Origin of the sequence: Enterococcus sp. 6D12_DIV0197, assembly GCF_002174385.1 — a bacterium.
Lineage (GTDB): Bacteria > Bacillota > Bacilli > Lactobacillales > Enterococcaceae > Enterococcus_D > Enterococcus_D casseliflavus.
Genome location: NZ_NIBN01000001.1, coordinates 1656783 through 1673624, shown reverse-complemented (window position 1 = coordinate 1673624; position 16842 = coordinate 1656783). Strand labels below are relative to the sequence as shown.

Genomic DNA, 16842 nt, shown 5'->3' with positions numbered 1-16842 from the left:
CCCCTATTTGGCTGCTGCCAACACCTTTTTCGTCATTTCTGCTAATGTCTGTACATCTCCAGGGCGTGTGTCCCCTGTTTCTCCATCGATGATCGAGCTGTAAATATGTGGAATGATTTTTTTCACTCCTGCATCAACAGCGATCTGCAAGATTTCTTCAAAGTTTTCTAAATCGATACCGCCGGTCGGTTCCAAATAAAAATCATTCGCGGCACAAGCCTCGGCTACCGCTTGATATTCTGCTTTATGAGCCAACCCTTTCATTGGAAAATACTTGATAGAACTAGCGCCCATGTCTTTTAATAAAGCGATCGCTGTTTCAACTGGGACTTCTGCAGCTGGAGTTTGTGAACTCAATGGACCAGTCGCAATATTGACATAGCCGACTTTTCCCGTTGGTGAAACAAGGGCATTGACGATCGTTTCAGATTGTCCTAGCAAAGCTCGTGAGGTCCCCGCTCCCGTGAACACTTGGTTAACATGCTGTGGTTGAAGAACAGCGGAAATTCGGGAGACCATTTCACTTTGATTGGGGTCGCCAGCACCAAGCCCTACAGAAAGGGCATTATTTGTTGCCACTTGATAGTTCTTCATGTCAGCGATAGCCGCCTCGTCACTATCATAGTTTTTTGATAAAACACCTAGGACGATGTTGCCCTCTGCTGCTTCGTAACAAGCTTTCGCATTGTCGATGGAGTTTGCTAACACATTTAGACAGACACGGTCAGCGAAATAATTGGGTGAAGTTTTCATTTTTGGGTTGCTCCTAACATAATTTCTTGTAAGCGATCAGTGATCACTGCCATTTCTTGTTCATTGACTGCTCGGATATCAAATTCAATAATGCCGTTATTGGCTTGGTACTCACGGGTATAAATCGCTGGTTCTCCTGCTTTTAGCGCGTCGATCACTGCTTTGGCACTTGGTTCTTTCACTTTAACACTCGCCCGATAAATGTCTCTGCCAGCGCTGTCTTGAACGATTTTTGCTTCGAAACCAGTGATTTCATTGATTGCCGCAATAAATGGTTGCAGACGCTCTTGCATCGAAGCGCCAGACTCTGTTCCCTCCGCTAGATAATCCGTCACGGCTTGGGTAAATCCGAGAATATTGTCTTTACCGATTTTCATTGCTCGACCTATCCCTTTGGATTGCAGGCGCACCCAAGAGACATAGGGCTGCTTGCCGATCACTAAGCCAGCACTCGGTCCTGAAAATGCTTTGGCACCTGAATAGATCACTAAATCAGCACCAGCTTGGGTATAGGCAAACAAATCTTCCTCAGCAGCCGCATCAACGATCAATGGAAGATCGTGTGCCTTGGCAACTTGGGCCGTTTCTGCTACCGTCAGCATACTTTTTTGAACGGTGTGATGACTCTTTATGTAGAGGATCGCCGCCGTTTCGGGTGTAATCATCTGTTCAATGTGCTCGGGTGTACACATATTGGCATAGCCTGCTTCTACTACCTTCCCACCACCTTGTGTCACCATCACTTCCACTGGTGTGCCATAATCTACGTTGTGGCCTTTGGGCAAAATGATCTCCCGCTTACTGATTTTCTCACTATATGGATGATACAAATGATAGCTGTCGCCTTGACCGATGAGTGCCGCCACTGATTGGGCGATCCCCGCTGAAGCGGAAGAAACGATCTGTGCATCTTCCGTTTTCAACAATTCTGCTAAATAGGCTCCGGTTTTTTCTGCTAGATCTGCCATTTCAAAGAAATGCTCCCCGCCGTAGCGCTGGGCTGCAAGCACGCTTTCGCTGACTTTCGAGACACCTAGAATCGTCATTTTGCCAGAAGCATTGATGACTTCTTTCAAGCCTAATTCTTCAATATTCAGTGTCAAAAAGTTCCCCTCCTATCACCGCTTTTTGCGGCACGATCTGTTGTGTCGTGATTCGGCGATTGCCGTTAGAATCCGTCAATTCCTTTTCGCCCGCTTCAAAGCGGAAAATCGTAAAATCAGCATCATATCCCAATGCGATCTCGCCTTTGTTCTGTAAATGAAATTGCTTCGCAGGGGCACTGGTCACCTTCTCGATGATCTCACGCCAATCATACCCTACGACCGCTAATTTTTCCATAGTCGTCGCTAAATCAAAGACTGGTCCATTAGTACGATTGCGAATGTAGATATCTGTACTAATGGAAGAAGCCTTCAGCTGATTGGCAAATGCTGTCTCCGCCACGTCAAAATTGAAACTGTCTGTCCCATGACCAATATCGAAGACCAAGCCTTTTTCATAGGCAGCAAAGACGAAAGGCTTGATGGTTTGGTTTGTCTGATCCAAAATCCCATTGGCTTTGCCGTTAAAGCAATGGGTTACCACATCGCCTGTTTCCAATTCAGCGAGAATCTCTGCTAAATTCGGTGGTGCTGAACCAATATGGACCATCAAAGGCAGCGGTTGATTTTCAGCTTGGATCGTTTTCGCTAATTTCAACGGCGTGATGCCATTTTCGCCGATCACCGTTTTGCTCATTCGGGCTTTGATCCCGACGATAAAGTCAGGAAACTTCTGCAGTGCTTCTTTGACCAATTCTTTTTTGACTTTTGACAGATCCGCAAGTTCATCCTGCTCTACGATCCCCCATTTGGAAATGTTGACTAAAGCAAAGACATTGGTTTTGGCTTCTTTGGCTAAATCATAAAACCGATGGATATTTTCAGCGCCCGTCGTCCCCGCATCGATAACAGTCGTGACGCCTTGTTTGACACCGATCTCGTCTGGATAATCATAATAGAGCGTCATTTCCTCGAAACAATGGACATGGTCATCGATCCAACCAGCTGACAAGAACTCCCCTTCTGCTAAGGTCAGCTCTTGTTTCGCCTGCTCCTGCAATGTGGGTGCCAGAGCAGTGATTTTGCCGTCTTGAATCCCAATATCAAATACTTCTTCATCGATCGTGCGGGCTTGACGAATAATCATATCAAACATTTCATTACACCTTCCTCTCTGTGAAAGTGAATTTCGACCAAGGATGGATAAAGGGCAGCAGAACTAACTCTTGTTCGACGATCGAACCGATTTTATTTTTTCGTGGGTCTGAGTGAGGCTCCAGCACGACTTGCAGCTCGTTTTTGTACTTGCCAAAACGATCGTTGCCGATCACAACGTCCCCTCGTTGAAAGACGCCTTCGTGGTCATGGACAGGATTGTCATGGTTCTTATACTTTTTACGAACTTCTGTGGAACGGATCATCCGATCGGTGATGTCGCCTCGACGGTAATGCTGCTCGTCCAGGGCGATTTGGCGTTCAACTTCATTGATTTCAGGCACAAATTCAATAGCAAATGCGGTCTGGTAGCGATCAATCGCTCCTAGCGCTGCCAATTCTGCTTCAGAAGCATAAGCATTTCCGATAATGACATCGTCGATCAGGCCTGTGGCAAACAAATGCTTTGCGGCAGTTTCTACAGGCATTTTCCGGTGCATTTCTAAGGTCGGTAAGCCATCATTGATATCCCAAGGTCCGATCGTTCCCGTTTGAGAAGAGATAAATGCGGCGGTTCGAATGCCTTTTTCCTTGAAACGACGACTGCATTTTTCAAAGAAATCATAGGGCAAGGCAGTCCCTTCTTGCGGATAGAAATTGTGGCAGCCGTATAAGTAAGGAATGTTGGCTTGATAGGTCAAAATATTGTCTAAATACGCCACATCATTGCTCATATTCAATTCAACAGCTAAGCCAAAGGGATTGTAGGTCAACATCGCTTCTTTATTGCCGTCAAAGCCTAAATCTAAACGAATCCCATCGGCACCTAGTTCATGGAAAAAGGTCAAGTCATCATAGGAGATGCCTAGTTCCGAAAAGATGGCTGGTGCCACGTCTAAAATCGTTTCATAGCCTAATCCTTTGGCAAAATCAATCAACGCTTTAAACTTTTTCTGCACGTTTTCTTTGCCGTCACTCACTTCCAGCATACTCATAAAAATGCGGCTAAAGCCATAATCATGGGCTAATTGCAGATAGGCTTTGTCTGTTTCAAAATCACTGTGATCGGGATACACCGATACTCCTAGTTGTCTTTTCAACTTATCTCATCCTCATTTCTTCATAAAAAGCAGTAAAACGTGTCAGTAAAAGCGAACTGCAAACAATCGTCGCCGTTATCGTCAAAAATGGTCCCCACGGAAACTGACGGCTCAGTAGGATCGCTGCAGCAACGCCAAGAATCCCGAACAAAAGCATCCGCCAAAACGGCACTTCTTGAATTTTTTTCCCTTGTGCTGATTTTGTTAACCAAATTTGACAACCAAAAAATAAACAAATGGCATAAATCCCCATGTTTGCACCTCACTCTTTTTTGTCTTGCTTAAGCGGCTGTTTCTTCTTCTTGTTCGCGGGCAATCTGCTGTTTCTCAAAGACTTTAAAGAATGGGTAGTAGATTGCAAGTGTGATAAAGAAGTTGACGATCACTAAAATCGCTGCTGCGATACTCCAGTCCGTACTCATCCAGGCGGCGATTGGTGCTGGAATGGCAAACCCAAGTCTGGCAGCCATCATCGGTACGACACCCGTAATGGTCGCGAAGTAAGAAATCGTTGTCGTAATCAATGGTGCCACCAAGAACGGAATGCCTAAGATTGGGTTCATTACGATCGGTGCACCGAAAATCACTGGTTCATTGATATTGAATAGGCCTGGCAAGATGGACAAACGGCCCAATTGTTTCAAGTATTTTGATTTGGAGAAGAAGAACAAAACGACCAACGCTAAGGTCGTACCGGCTCCACCGATCCAGACGAACCATTGTAAAAATTGTTCCGTAAAAATATTAGGCAATTCATGCGCATTGCCAGATGCTTGGAACGCTTCCATATTTTCGGCAATGGAAATATCCCAGAATGGACGAATGACAGGACCCATGATGGCTGGTCCATGAATCCCCAGTACCCAGAAGAAACAGATCAAGAAGACAGTCAATAAGCCACCAAACAAGCTGTTACCAGCTAGCACGTCTTTTAACGGCATCAACAAGTTACTTAAAAAGCCATTGATATCAAAGCCTAACATATGACGGATCACCCAGAACAAAATCAGGATCGCTCCTCCAGGAATCAACGCCATAAATGAATTCGTCACTTCTGGTGGCACACCATCTGGCATTTTGATGGTAATGTTTTTTACGATAAAGAAACGATAGATTTCAACGGACAAGATCGCCGTGACGATCGCGCCAAACAAAGAGCCTGACCCTAAATTTGCCACATTGATATAACGTCCCGCATCAATGATGCCTTCCACAGAATCAAAGACTCGCAACGGTGGTGCAGCGGTTACAAGAAAGGACATCGTTGCTAAGATACCCGCAGTCAATGAATCCAGCTTATAGCTTTTGGCTAGCGATGAAGCAATCCCATACGTTGCATATAATGCCAATAATCCGACTGTATAACGAAAGGGAATATCCAAAACTTCCCGATACGGTTCGATCACCGCAGCGACTGATTCGATGGGAAAATTCAGTAAGATCGTGAAAAAAGACCCAACGATCGTTAATGGTAACGTAGCGATGATCCCCTTACGAATCGCTACCATGTGCCGTTGCATCCCCACTTTATTTGCAATCGGCATCAACTTCTGTTCAATAAATTCCACAAACCCTTTCATAATTGCCTCCTTAGTTTATAACATTATAATGTTTATACAAGGATAATAGCACAGTGCTTCCTGGGAGTAAATATGTTTTTTACGAATAGACGAAACTATTTTTAACAACTCAAAATAACATTTATTCATCGTAATTTTACACAATATCAAAACTTAAAAATTTATGTGTTGATAAGGGAATTTTGAATAGCTTGATACAAAAAAACCTATTGGCAATGTTTTCCAATAGGCACGATATTAAAATCAAAAATAGTATTCTTGATTCATTTAATGTTTTTTAGTTTTTCATATAAATTTCCTACTTAATTATACTTCCTTCTCATAAATAAAATCATCCATCACAAATCCTGAACCAATCGTAACGGTGCGTTCAGAAACACGCGTAAAGCCGCGATGCTCATAAACAGCGATCGCCTGCTGGTTTTGTTTGTTGACGTTTAAATGCAGTGTTTTGCCTGAGGCGATCTCCTCATACCAATCAAAGACTTGGCTGGCATAGCCTTTGCCTCTAGTGGATTGATGGAGATACAATTTACTTAAATAAATCTGTTGCTGCGTTTCTTCATACGCTGTATATCCTACTGCTCGGTCTCCTTCTAATAACAAAAGATAGACTGCTCCTTGCTGGACTTCGTTTTGAATCGCTGCTGGTGATTGGTAATGAGCCAGCATATACGCGACTTGATCGGACCCAATGATAGGTGTAAACACTTCTGGCCAGATTTCTTTGATTAAACGATCCAACGTTTGGAAATCTTCAGGTGATTGAATGATTTTTTTTGTGATTGCCATAAGAACCCCTTCTTTCTGCTGCACGAAACAAAAAATCGTTTATAAATATCTCTATTATAAGGGATAAGGAAAAAAAAGAAAGGGCACGTGGAACAAAGACCCCAAAATGTCTCAAAAGATGGTAAACTAGAAGTGAAAAAATGGTGACGAAAAGGAGGTAGCAACACGATGCAGCTCTTGCAACTACTTTTACTGGCAATCATTTTTGTTTCGTTCTTCATGGCGTTGATTGGCTGGGTTTTATCGATGACCAACGGCTTGATCTTCTCTCGTTCTCCTCAGCAATTTAAAGCGCATGCCCATGATCCTAACTATGAAAAAGAACGACAAGCAGGCAAGCGCTTGAAAGAGATTATATTCCGACGCATTGTTCCTCTAGGAATAGCCTCTTTGATCATCTATGGGTTAATCGCACTATTAAACGTCCTTTAAAAGTTTTTAAAAAGACTCAAACAAATTTTAAAAAAACCGGCATCTTTTCCTGTTGATCAATGCGCCTTTCGCTTTCGCTGAGGGGAACATCAATGCATAAGATGCCGGTTTGTTTTTTATTTACTTACTGCTGCTTTTGAGGCTTGAACTTTTTTCAGTAAAGCGAAGAGGACTTGGCTATCATCAATAGCCGCAATATATTGTTGGCAAAGTGCCATCATTTCTGTTTCATCCATTTTATCTAAAGAAATAACTAATTCATTTTCTACTACCTGCTTATTATTCATAGGGCTCCCTACTTTCTTCCTTTGTTACCTCTAGTTTGCCATGAATGAGCAGGTTCCGTAAGAACTTTTCAGTTTACAAACAGGAAACGGGTGGTTTACATCCTTGTCCTATCAAGGTTTTGCCAGAAAATTTATTCGGTAGCAGGCTCGATGTGGATGTCAGTATCAAACACCTGAAAACGATCAGCTAAGAGATCTTCAATAGCATCTGCAACGTTGTGACTCTTTTCAACCGTCAAAGATTTGTCCATCGTCACGACGACATCGAGAAAAACATTGGCGCCATACATTCTTCCTCGAATCGATTTGACAGATTTCACTTCAGAAAAACCAGCGATTGCCGCTTCATACTCCACGACTAACGATTCATCAAACCCATCAGAAAGTGAAAAGGCACTCTCACGAAAAATATCGACGGCGGTTTTGATAATCAAAAGAGCTACCACGATCGCAGTCAAACTGTCCAACCAACCGATACCAAATGAGGCGGCAAAAATAGCGATCGCCGTTCCAATACTCGTCCACGCATCGCTGCGGTTGTCTTTAGCAGCTGCTAGCAGAGCGGAGCTTTTTACGCGAGCGGATAATCGCTTATTATAGTAATACATGCCATACATCAAAATAGCTGAAATGATACCGACGACTGCCGCGATCATATCGGGACTTTGCGTTTCTCCGAGTAGAATCGTTTGAATGGAGGACCATAAGACCTGCAGACCGACTGCCAGCATAATCAAGGATGTTACGAGACTTGCCACGTTTTCTGCTTTCCAATGACCATATTTATGGTCTTCATCTGCTGGCTTTTGAGCCAAACGCAAACCAATCAAGACAGCGATCGACGCTACGATATCCGTCGCATTGTTCAACCCATCTGCCCATAGTCCTTCAGAGTTTGCCAAACGACCGATGGAAAGTTTGGCGATGGAAACCAAAATGTAAGCAACGATACTTAAGATGGCGCCTCTTTCTGCTTGTTTTAATTCTGCGTATCTTGTTTGATTCATGTCATCCCCTCCAAATAGTCAACTTGAAAATAATAGCTGAAATTTTCACAGTTTGCATCATTTATTTGAGAGATTTTATTTTTTAGGAGCGGCAAACATTCACTTCTAGTGAAACGAATTTCTGTTCTGAGGACACCAAAAAAGCAGGACCCATAAGGGACTCCTGCTTTTTCTACTTTTTCTTTCACAAAGAAGCATGGCTACTCATTCACCAACAACTGGCGATTTCTTTCACTGAATTTCTCATTGTGGGATGAAACCATCGCCTGTGGGACACTGGTCGGCTCTAAATAGTGTTTGATTTGGTTGACTGCTTGCGCAGCATCTTGAAAGGCTCCCGCCAAAAGATTCACTTTGCCTTTGAAATAATGAATGTCGCCTGCCGCAAAAACACCAGGATGGCTAGTTTTTGTAGGAATCTCGCAATTGAGGTAAAAGTCTTCATGGCGTGCAAGATCAAAGGAGACTTTATCTAACAAGCCACTGTCACGGTCATACCCGTGTTGGATCAGTAGATGATCGCATAAAAAATCGATCGTTTCATGGTTGGCACTGTTTTTTAGTCGTAGAACCATATTGAATGTTTCGGCTTGATTCACCCCATCGATGGTGTGATTCATCAGCACTTGAATCCCTTCTGCTTTCATCTTCTTTACTTGTGCTTCATGAGCTTTCAATTTTTCTCCTCGGTAACACAGGGTGACTTTGGCACCATAAGACACTGCTTCGATCGCATAATCCACTGCCGCATCACCGCCGCCAGAGATCACTAGATGCTTGCCTTGGATCGCTTGCTGGTCAGGAAACTGATAGTGGATATAGTTGTCGACATTATTATGGATGAAACATGGCAATTTTTGCGGAGAAACGACACCGCCGCCGATACAGACTAAAACGGTGCGTCCAACATGGGTCCTCCCTTGGTCATCCACTGCATAAAAAAGGTCGTCTTCCTTGGTCAATGAAATGATTTTCGTTTTCAGATAGATTGTTGGATCAAACAACTTGGCCTGTTCAATCAAGTGTTCTTTGACTTTCTTTCCCTTGGTGGGCGGCAGTGCACCCACATCCCAGACCATTTTTTCAGGATAGAAATTGATCTTCCCGCCTAATTCGGCTTGTGCTTCAAACAATACGACCGATAGATCACGTAATCCAGCATAAAAACTCGCATAGAGTCCAGTGGGTCCTCCGCCGATAATTAGAACATCTGCTATAGTGGTCATTGGCTAGCCTCTCTTTCGTAAATGAAAATCATTCTCAATTAGTTAGTTCGATTATAGACAACGATCGTCCATTTGTAAAGAATTTTCTGAAAACAAATTAATTATATTTACCAATTATTTTTCTTTACATTGTAAAGAAAAAAGCCTTTTCCTGAACTTCTGGTAAAAAAAAGATGAGCAGATTGTTATTTTTTCTCATTTTATCTAGTGATATATTTGTGATCGTCCCTGACTTCAAGGTATACTCTTAGAAAGTAGGTGAAAAAATGGAAGTTGAAAAATGTTACGCGCCCTTACCGGACGGGTCTGTCCTCTATTACGAGAAAACCGGTTCAGGACGCCCTCTTTTTTTATTGCACGGAAATGGCGGCAGCAGTGCCTATTTCTCAAAGCAGGTCGACGCCTTGCGTCAAAAACATCAACTGTATTTAATCGATAGTCGAGGGCATGGCAAATCCACTAATACGCAGAAGAAAATCGATTTTTTTAAAATGGCAACAGATCTTTTAGCAATTATTCAGCAAGAAAAGCTAACGAAAATCGCCTTACTAGGATTTAGCGATGGTGCCAATCTGGCGATGGTCTTTTGCCATCTCTACCCAGAGCATGTCAGCTGCATGATTTTAAACTCTGGCAACACGGAACCGCGAGGTGTGAGGCTCTTTTCTCGAATCGGCAGTGTCTTGCAATATCTGATCGTTTGGCTTTGTTCCCCATTCTCCAAAGGCATGCGGGGCTTTCTGCCTATTTTGGGATTGTTGTTTCGTCCAATCGGTTTATCTACAGCCGATTTGAATCACCTCAGCGTGCCGACATTGATTTTGGTCGGCAAACGTGATTCGATCAAGCTTTCCCATTCTTTTTATATTGCAAACAGTATCCCTCAGTCCAATTTTATCGTTGTCAAAGGACAAGGACATAGTTTTGCACGAAAAAATCCAGAAGTTTTTAATACGAAAGTTTTATCTTTTTTAGAAAAGGTCGGTGAATAACTATGAGAATCTTTACTTGGCTCCGCGACCACCGCTCACTGTTTAAAACCCTCTTCTTAATTGCAGTCGCCGTGATCGTATTCGGCGAGCTGCTTTCGTTAAGCAAGACGATCTCGATTGATCAACTAAAACAATTGTTTGCGCAGCTATCCCTTTGGCGAGTGGCTTTAATGGCTGTCATTGGCTTACTGTGTGTCTTTCCCATGGTCTTATATGATATCGTCTTGAATCGCTTGCTAGGGGACAAACCTGATCGCCGTTATTTACTAGAAACCAGCTGGATCATCAATACCATGAACAATTTGATCGGCTTTGGCGGTTTCATCAGTATCGGGTTACGGTCGGAATTTTATGGCAAAGGAAAAAAAGGCAAAGACGTTGCCCAAGCAATATCGAAGATTTTTATCTATTTGATGTCTGGTCTTTCGATTTTATCGCTTGCTGCGCTGGCATTCGTCCTCTTCGGTCCCACGACCGATTATCTCCAACAGTATTGGATCTGGCTTTTAGGCGGCAGTCTTTATTTTCCAATCGTCTATGCGCTTAGTTTTTCCAAAAAAAATGCCTACTTAGGTGGGCTGCAACGACGCGATCGTCTGCAGCTGATCGCCGCTTCCTTATTGGAATGGCTAGGTGTTTTTGCCGCCTTCTTTACGACGGGTCTGTTGATGGGTCTCTCGGTCGATGTGTTTCAACTGTTGCCGCTTTTCATCGCTGCTTCCGTGATTGGGATCGTCTCGATGATTCCCGGGGAACTGGGAACCTTTGATGTCATGATGATCATGGGAATGGGTTCACTACAGATTCCCCGTGAAAGTGTCATTGCCTGGCTCTTGCTGTTTCGTCTGTTTTATTACATCATTCCCTTTTTGATCGGTTTGCTTTTTTTCTCAAAAAATGTCGGTGTCTCCCTCAACCAGCGCTTTTCTGGTATTCCAAAAAGCTTGTTGTTGGAAGTATTCCACAAGATCGAGGTGTTGTTGCTTTATCTGACTGGAACGATGTTGGTGCTTTCCGCCACGATCCCAGAAGCCTTTGATCAAATCAAATGGTTAGCCCACCTCAATCCGATTCGCTTGAATTTTGTAATGCAGTACCCGAGTATCTTTCTCGGCTATCTCTTTTTGATTGCCGGTCGCGGCATCTCTGCCCGTGTCAGTCGCGCGTATGTGCCGACGCTTTTGTTGATTGCAGCAACGATCGGCTATGCTATTTTTGCGGGTTTCCGCTTTTCGACCATGCTGTTTCTTCTATTATTACTGGCGATCATGATTTTTTCAAAAAGCGAGTTATTCCGAAAGCAACTGGTTTTCGCTTGGGAATGGCTAACGATCGATGGTTTGCTGATTGGTTCATTGACGATCCTCTATGTCATTATCGGGGTCTACAATATGCCCCATATCAATCGGCATCCGACGCATCACCATTCGATGGATTTTTTGCTTTTCCCTTCTGAAAAATTATGGCTCCAAGGCTTCGTTGCGATTTTATTCGTCGCCGTTGCGATGCTGCTGTTTGCCCGCTACTTGATGGGACCAAAGCACCAACTCGGTGTCAGTGCCGCCACCGATAAAGTGAAGCATATTTTGAACACTTATGGCGGCAATAGCGATAGCCATCTTGTCTATTTAAAAGACAAGCAAGTGTACGTTTATCCAGAAATCGGCGAGCCGACGGTCTTTTTTCAATTTACGACCTTTAATAATAAATGCTTAGTCATGGGGGATCCTTCTGGGAAGCAAGCAGACTTTCCCCAGGCACTGGAAACCTTTCTAACAGAGATGGATCAGTGGAATTACTTGCCAGTCTTTTATGAAAGTAGTGAAGAAATGGTGATGCTGCTGCATGAATTCGGGTATGACTTTATCAAATTCGGTGAGAAAGCCTATGTGGATCTGCCTAGCTTCACCCTCTCAGGAAAGAAAATGAAGGGACAGCGGGCATTGAACAACAAGATCACCAAAGAAGGCTTTACCTTTGATGTGCTCACCCCACCCTTTTCAGCCGAAACCTTTGCAACCCTTAAGGAAATTTCTGACAACTGGCTAGATGGACGGAAAGAAAAAGGGTTCTCCCTTGGATTCTTTTCAGAATCCTATCTGAGTACCGCACCAATTGCAGTCGTCCGTAATCAGCAACAAGAGATCGTCGCGTTTGCCTCCTTTATGCCAACTTATCAGACAGGCTTAGCTTCCATTGATCTGATGCGTCACGATCCTGAAAAAGCCCCGAACGGAACGATGGATTTCTTGTTTATTCAGCTGTTTGATTATTTTAAAGAACAAGGCTACCAACAATTCGATTTAGGTATGGCACCATTAGCCAATGTTGGTACTTTCCGCAGTAGTTTCTTGCAAGAGCGGATCGCCTATCTCGTTTACACCTTCGGGTCTCGCTTCTATTCCTTTGAAGGATTGCGGGAATACAAACAGAAATATGCCGCTTCTTGGTCCCCTCGCTACATCTTATATTCTCGGGACAGTTGGATCGGTTATGTCATGATTGCCCTGTTGATTGTCGATAATCAAGCGGCAGACAAAACGAAATAAAAAAGCTCAAATGCGCCGGTTTATTCTCGGAGCATTTGAGCTTTTTTCATTTGTTGCGCTTAGAAGTTATTCTGCTGATTTAGATGGTGCGTTTTCCCAAAGTTGTTTGACGACTGGAATATTTCCTAGTTCCGTCATATTGGATGGCAGAATGACCGTGTTGGTATTGCTGTTGACCACGTCTTTAAAGGCTTCGATCCCTAGATAAGATAAGGAGCGCTCGTCTAGCTGGCTTTCTTTGATTGCTTCATTGATAGCTAAAATCCGTTTGCGTTCAGCTTCAGTGATTTTCGCGATTCGTTCCGCTTCTGCCTCAGCATCGATCCGTACACGTTTTGCCCGCGCCTCTGCATCGATTTGGGTTTGTTCTGCCCGAGCTTGCGCGTCGATCGTCATTTGAGAAGCTTTGGCTTCGGCACTTAAGACTGAAGAAGATTTCTCCCCTTGGGCTCTTGTGATCATAGATTCTTTGTCTCTTGAAGCTGTGATCAATTTATTCATTGATTCAATGATTTCTTGGGAAACTTTGATTTCCCCGATATTGATCCGGTCGATCGCTAACCCATAGCCAGCAGTGATGTCTTTGATTGAAGTAAATAGAGCCACGTTGATTTCTTCAGTTCCATTTAGAACCTCGTTCAGATCCATTTTCCCGATGATCCCCCGTAAGTTTGATTGGGCATCTTGAATCATTGAGATAACGGAGTTTTCATTTTCGTAAACAAAGGCACGAACATCTGTGACGTGGTATTTGATTGCTTCATCGATCTGCACGATTACGTTGTCTTTTGTAATTGCACTTTGCGGTTCGATCTCCAGAGGAATCTGTTTCAAGGACACTCTTTCTCTTACGGTATATAAAATCGGAACAAGAAAATGAAGACCTGGTTCCAACGTTCGAACATATTTCCCAAAACTTTCCACAACTTTGACTTCCCCTTGACGAACGATCACAGCAGTGCTTGCGATCAGCCAAATCAGAACCACTAATACGAAGATAACTAAAATAATTTGGATAATGATCATTGTAAAAACCCTCTTCCATTTTCAAATAATGTATTGTTAACACGGGTCAATAAGACACCGTTTTCAACCCCGATAATCTCTAACATGACATTTTCAGCAGGAATCCCTGCAATCACTCGATATTCTGTGTAGGTGCCATAAAGACGGATATAGCCTGAATAATGATCCGTCAGCGATCGAAAATAACGTCCAACCGCTCGTTGTTCCATGTAGTCTACGATGATTTTCCACCCTCTTTGCCTTCGTGCAGGTTATTTTTCGTTTCAATTGATTCGTTCATTCTATGACAAGTGTTACTAACTATAATAGCACGTTTCACCCAAGAGGACAGTATACATTTCATAATTCCCTCCTTTTTAGAAAAAAAGACGAGCTGAAAACAAATCCCTTGCATTTACCAATTAAATTGCATACAATCTAATTGTACAAAATATAAAAATCAGGAGTGAAGAAATGATGAAAAAAATGTATTCAACAAAAATGATCAACACTGGTGGCCGTTCAGGAGAAGTTCATAGTCCCGATCATTCATTTGAACTAAATATTACTGCACCTGGCAAACGTGTTGAAAATGCCACCAATCCAGAACAACTTTTTGCGGCTGGTTTTAGTGCTTGTTTCAATAGTGCCCTTGAATTAGTAAAAAGCAACAAAGGAATCGACGGTGCTTCGACTGTCAGTGCACAAGTGACGTTATACGCAGAAAGTGAATCAAGCTTTGTTTTAGGCGTTGAGATCGAAGGTCAAATCGAAGGTTTATCAACAGAGGAAACACAAGAATTGCTTGAAATCGCTCATACCGTATGTCCTTACTCAAAAGCTACAGCTGGCAACATTGAAGTGTCTGTCAAAGCCGTTAGCGAGTAGACTTTCGTTGAAAAAACAGCTATGATAAGAGGCGGATGTTAGAAAAAGGGGTGAAAACATGAATGTCTTAGCGTTAGAAAACCAATTGTGTTTTCCTCTATACGCCGCTTCAAAAGAAATTATCAAACAGTACAAAGACTTACTGGACCCGTTGAATTTGACCTATACCCAATATTTAGTGATGTTGGTGTTATGGGAAGATGAAGCGATCAGTGTCAAAGAATTGGGGAAGCAATTATGTCTAGATTCTGGCACACTGACACCGGTTTTAAAAAAGCTTGAAGCAAAAGGATACCTAGTAAGAAATCGAAATCAAGACGATGAACGTTCCTTGCGGGTCACATTGACTGATTCAGGCAAAAGACTCCATGAACAAGCACTAGAGATCCCCTACAAAGTAACTGAATTCTTGCCCCTTGAACCGGAAGAACTGTCAGTCCTCCACGAATTGACGACCAAAATGGTCCAAAAATTTCAAGAACAAGAAAAATGATCCGCTGTTTTCACAGTGGATCATTTTTTTATCTTTTAAACCTTCACTAACAAACAGCGAAGAAAACGTGGATGACTTAAGAAGCTTTGGTTTTCAATTCGCCAATAACATTTCGCAACTGAGTTAATTGTTCTGGGTCTTCAATTTTTTTGATCGCAATTTTTACCAGTTCAAAAATTTGTTCCTCCGTCAAACCACTTTGCAAAATCTCCAATTCGGTGACGGCTGGTTGGAAACGACGAGCCAAAACTGACCCACTCATCTTGATACTTGCGATCTCAAGTATCCCTTTATTGACTAACTTACGAATCACTGACAATGACGTGTTGCGATTCAAGCCGAAGCGTTCACTAAATTCGGTACAGCATAGCGGCTCATCCACAGCCCAAAAACAAACTAAGACTTCCCACTCTTTTTTTGAAAAACTCAAGTAATCCATAACTGCTCCTTTCCATGCCAATCAGGCTGGTTCTTATTTTCTAATCAAAACAATCGCAGCTATTGACATAAGCTATCTATCCTCTTCATTTTACGATTGTTTTTTCTTTCACTAAAAGGATTATATACCAATAATAATCTATTTTATTCATAATTTCAAAATAATTTTTATTTTAATGATAAATAACACGTTTAATTCTCCTTCTTCTCCATAAAAAAAAAGCGACTAGATGCGCTAGTCGCTTTCTTTTCTATCAAGTGATCCTAAGAAGAACCGCTTATTGGATGTTGAAGATCAGGCTTTCGTGCTCTTTTTCTTTTAAGGAATAGCCACAAAACTCTTTGTTCAAATTCGGATAATCGCGTTCGATCATCTGAATAACCTCGATTTCCGTCAAAAATTTGTCTTCTGACAATTGCAGCGAGTTCAACAAGACAAAGCGTGAATCATAGCCTAAAATCTCTGGCAACAATTGCCAAAAATTTGAGTGATCAATTTGTTGGATCGTTTCTTCAAAGTTAGCAATCAATTGTTGTACATGATCATAGACTTTGGGATAATCAGATTTTAACAAATCCAACAGTGCTTGATCGACCACCTTATCCAAATAAGCCTTTGTGTCCGTATAGATTATTGAAGAAATCACTTATTTCATCAATCCTTTCATTCAAATGCCATATTCGACATCGTCAAGGATGGCTCCCTGTTCCTATATATAGCATATTATCGGTGATTTTCGTTCTCAGATTAAGGATAGAATCAAGAAAAAAAGGAGAAGTCGTTTTTTGATTCCTCAATCTTACTCCACAATAGCAAAATTTTGCTGAACTGATAAGCAAAGCGAATCAGCAACATCTGAAAATGAGAAATTTGTCAGATTACCCTCCTTTTTTAGATAGATTGCCTCTCTTCTATACGAAAAATCAACCGCCAAGGATCGCATCCCTTATCAGCGATCGATTTGAAACAAACAACTAGCAGCCCTTATTGCCCTTCACAAAAAACGGAGACAGCATAATTTCAGACAGAACCTTCAGCAACATGTATAATTAAAGTAGAGAAAGTCATCAAAATAAACGAGACGAGGAGTGGAGCAAAGAT

Annotated in this window: 19 protein-coding genes; 5 read left to right on the top strand and 14 right to left on the bottom strand. The window is 42.4% G+C overall.

Annotated features, from left to right (window positions below; translation table 11 throughout):
- Positions 1-3: 3 nt before the first annotated feature.
- From A5867_RS07600 to A5867_RS07570, 7 genes are all read right to left on the bottom strand, one after another.
- Complete coding sequence (locus A5867_RS07600) at positions 4-753, bottom strand: KDGP aldolase family protein (protein ID WP_074931736.1); 750 nt, start codon at positions 751-753, stop codon at positions 4-6.
- Positions 750-1856: a DgaE family pyridoxal phosphate-dependent ammonia lyase gene (locus tag A5867_RS07595; RefSeq protein WP_010747946.1), complete on the bottom strand. Its 1107-nt coding sequence runs from the start codon at positions 1854-1856 to the stop codon at positions 750-752. The genes A5867_RS07600 and A5867_RS07595 overlap by 4 nt, the downstream gene beginning before the upstream one ends.
- Positions 1840-2952 (bottom strand): amidohydrolase/deacetylase family metallohydrolase, encoded by a 1113-nt coding sequence (locus A5867_RS07590; RefSeq protein WP_087627287.1) that lies wholly within the window; start codon positions 2950-2952, stop codon positions 1840-1842. The genes A5867_RS07595 and A5867_RS07590 overlap by 17 nt, the downstream gene beginning before the upstream one ends.
- A 4-nt stretch (positions 2953-2956) precedes the next feature.
- On the bottom strand, positions 2957-4051 hold the full coding sequence (locus A5867_RS07585) for a MupG family TIM beta-alpha barrel fold protein (protein WP_034695473.1): 1095 nt from the start codon (positions 4049-4051) through the stop codon (positions 2957-2959).
- Position 4052: 1 nt separating this feature from the next.
- A complete protein-coding gene (locus A5867_RS07580; protein WP_005225703.1) occupies positions 4053-4304 on the bottom strand; it encodes a hypothetical protein in 252 nt (83 codons plus the stop codon).
- Positions 4305-4332: 28 nt separating this feature from the next.
- Entirely contained in the window at positions 4333-5631 is a 1299-nt protein-coding gene (locus tag A5867_RS07575) for a PTS transporter subunit EIIC (protein ID WP_005225702.1), read from the bottom strand.
- 306 nt (positions 5632-5937) lie between these two features.
- Positions 5938-6423 carry a GNAT family N-acetyltransferase gene (locus tag A5867_RS07570; RefSeq protein WP_087627286.1) on the bottom strand — a complete coding sequence of 162 codons (486 nt, stop codon included), beginning with the start codon at positions 6421-6423 and terminating at the stop codon, positions 5938-5940.
- Positions 6424-6591: 168 nt separating this feature from the next.
- On the opposite strand from A5867_RS07570, the gene A5867_RS07560 reads away from it, so the two are divergent.
- Positions 6592-6855: a hypothetical protein gene (locus A5867_RS07560; protein ID WP_015509456.1), complete on the top strand. Its 264-nt coding sequence runs from the start codon at positions 6592-6594 to the stop codon at positions 6853-6855.
- Between the two features lie 116 nt (positions 6856-6971).
- On the opposite strand, the gene A5867_RS17935 is transcribed toward A5867_RS07560, so the two are convergent.
- The 3 genes from A5867_RS17935 to A5867_RS07545 form a co-directional block, all read right to left on the bottom strand.
- Positions 6972-7142, bottom strand: a complete 171-nt coding sequence (locus A5867_RS17935; protein WP_005225698.1) for a hypothetical protein — start codon at positions 7140-7142, stop codon at positions 6972-6974.
- A 131-nt stretch (positions 7143-7273) separates the two neighbouring features.
- The gene (locus tag A5867_RS07555; RefSeq protein WP_087627285.1) at positions 7274-8149 is read right to left on the bottom strand and encodes a cation diffusion facilitator family transporter; all 876 of its coding nucleotides are present in this window, start codon (positions 8147-8149) and stop codon (positions 7274-7276) included.
- Between the two features lie 200 nt (positions 8150-8349).
- Entirely contained in the window at positions 8350-9375 is a 1026-nt protein-coding gene (locus tag A5867_RS07545) for an NAD(P)/FAD-dependent oxidoreductase (RefSeq protein WP_005225695.1), read from the bottom strand.
- A gap of 266 nt (positions 9376-9641) precedes the next feature.
- On the opposite strand from A5867_RS07545, the gene A5867_RS07540 reads away from it, so the two are divergent.
- Complete coding sequence (locus A5867_RS07540) at positions 9642-10367, top strand: alpha/beta hydrolase (RefSeq protein ID WP_005225694.1); 726 nt, start codon at positions 9642-9644, stop codon at positions 10365-10367.
- Between the two features lie 2 nt (positions 10368-10369).
- Entirely contained in the window at positions 10370-12916 is a 2547-nt protein-coding gene (gene mprF, locus A5867_RS07535) for a bifunctional lysylphosphatidylglycerol flippase/synthetase MprF (protein WP_074931775.1), read from the top strand.
- Between the two features lie 66 nt (positions 12917-12982).
- Here the strand turns inward: mprF and A5867_RS07530 are convergent, their stop codons facing one another.
- Together A5867_RS07530 and A5867_RS07525 are read right to left on the bottom strand one after the other, a co-directional pair.
- Positions 12983-13942: an SPFH domain-containing protein gene (locus tag A5867_RS07530; RefSeq protein ID WP_074535638.1), complete on the bottom strand. Its 960-nt coding sequence runs from the start codon at positions 13940-13942 to the stop codon at positions 12983-12985.
- Positions 13939-14151, bottom strand: a complete 213-nt coding sequence (locus A5867_RS07525; RefSeq protein ID WP_005225691.1) for a hypothetical protein — start codon at positions 14149-14151, stop codon at positions 13939-13941. Before A5867_RS07525 ends, A5867_RS07530 begins: the two co-directional genes overlap by 4 nt.
- 247 nt (positions 14152-14398) lie before the next feature.
- Here A5867_RS07525 and A5867_RS07520 point away from each other — a divergent pair, with 247 nt between their 5' ends.
- Both A5867_RS07520 and A5867_RS07515 read left to right on the top strand, forming a co-directional pair.
- Positions 14399-14809 (top strand): Ohr family peroxiredoxin, encoded by a 411-nt coding sequence (locus tag A5867_RS07520; protein ID WP_060792506.1) that lies wholly within the window; start codon positions 14399-14401, stop codon positions 14807-14809.
- Between the two features lie 58 nt (positions 14810-14867).
- Positions 14868-15302 (top strand): MarR family transcriptional regulator, encoded by a 435-nt coding sequence (locus A5867_RS07515; RefSeq protein WP_015509453.1) that lies wholly within the window; start codon positions 14868-14870, stop codon positions 15300-15302.
- A gap of 76 nt (positions 15303-15378) precedes the next feature.
- On the opposite strand, the gene A5867_RS07510 is transcribed toward A5867_RS07515, so the two are convergent.
- The gene (locus A5867_RS07510) at positions 15379-15741 is read right to left on the bottom strand and encodes a hypothetical protein (protein ID WP_005225688.1); all 363 of its coding nucleotides are present in this window, start codon (positions 15739-15741) and stop codon (positions 15379-15381) included.
- A gap of 277 nt (positions 15742-16018) precedes the next feature.
- Complete coding sequence (locus A5867_RS07505) at positions 16019-16387, bottom strand: hypothetical protein (protein WP_087627284.1); 369 nt, start codon at positions 16385-16387, stop codon at positions 16019-16021.
- Between the last annotated feature and the right edge of the window lie 455 nt (positions 16388-16842).

Bases quoted from the DNA above. Each gene is read 5' to 3' on its own strand.
- A5867_RS07555 (WP_087627285.1), bottom strand. From the start codon at position 8,149: ATGAATCAAACAAGATACGCAGAATTAAAACAAGCAGAAAGAGGCGCC.
- A5867_RS07570 (WP_087627286.1), bottom strand. From the start codon at position 6,423: ATGGCAATCACAAAAAAAATCATTCAATCACCTGAAGATTTCCAAACG.
- A5867_RS07590 (WP_087627287.1), bottom strand. From the start codon at position 2,952: ATGTTTGATATGATTATTCGTCAAGCCCGCACGATCGATGAAGAAGTA.
- A5867_RS07530 (WP_074535638.1), bottom strand. From the start codon at position 13,942: ATGATCATTATCCAAATTATTTTAGTTATCTTCGTATTAGTGGTTCTG.
- A5867_RS07520 (WP_060792506.1), top strand. From the start codon at position 14,399: ATGAAAAAAATGTATTCAACAAAAATGATCAACACTGGTGGCCGTTCA.
- A5867_RS07515 (WP_015509453.1), top strand. From the start codon at position 14,868: ATGAATGTCTTAGCGTTAGAAAACCAATTGTGTTTTCCTCTATACGCC.
- A5867_RS07540 (WP_005225694.1), top strand. From the start codon at position 9,642: ATGGAAGTTGAAAAATGTTACGCGCCCTTACCGGACGGGTCTGTCCTC.
- A5867_RS07545 (WP_005225695.1), bottom strand. From the start codon at position 9,375: ATGACCACTATAGCAGATGTTCTAATTATCGGCGGAGGACCCACTGGA.
- A5867_RS07510 (WP_005225688.1), bottom strand. From the start codon at position 15,741: ATGGATTACTTGAGTTTTTCAAAAAAAGAGTGGGAAGTCTTAGTTTGT.
- A5867_RS07575 (WP_005225702.1), bottom strand. From the start codon at position 5,631: ATGAAAGGGTTTGTGGAATTTATTGAACAGAAGTTGATGCCGATTGCA.
- A5867_RS07560 (WP_015509456.1), top strand. From the start codon at position 6,592: ATGCAGCTCTTGCAACTACTTTTACTGGCAATCATTTTTGTTTCGTTC.
- mprF (WP_074931775.1), top strand. From the start codon at position 10,370: ATGAGAATCTTTACTTGGCTCCGCGACCACCGCTCACTGTTTAAAACC.
- A5867_RS07580 (WP_005225703.1), bottom strand. From the start codon at position 4,304: ATGGGGATTTATGCCATTTGTTTATTTTTTGGTTGTCAAATTTGGTTA.
- A5867_RS07600 (WP_074931736.1), bottom strand. From the start codon at position 753: ATGAAAACTTCACCCAATTATTTCGCTGACCGTGTCTGTCTAAATGTG.
- A5867_RS07525 (WP_005225691.1), bottom strand. From the start codon at position 14,151: ATGGAACAACGAGCGGTTGGACGTTATTTTCGATCGCTGACGGATCAT.
- A5867_RS17935 (WP_005225698.1), bottom strand. From the start codon at position 7,142: ATGAATAATAAGCAGGTAGTAGAAAATGAATTAGTTATTTCTTTAGAT.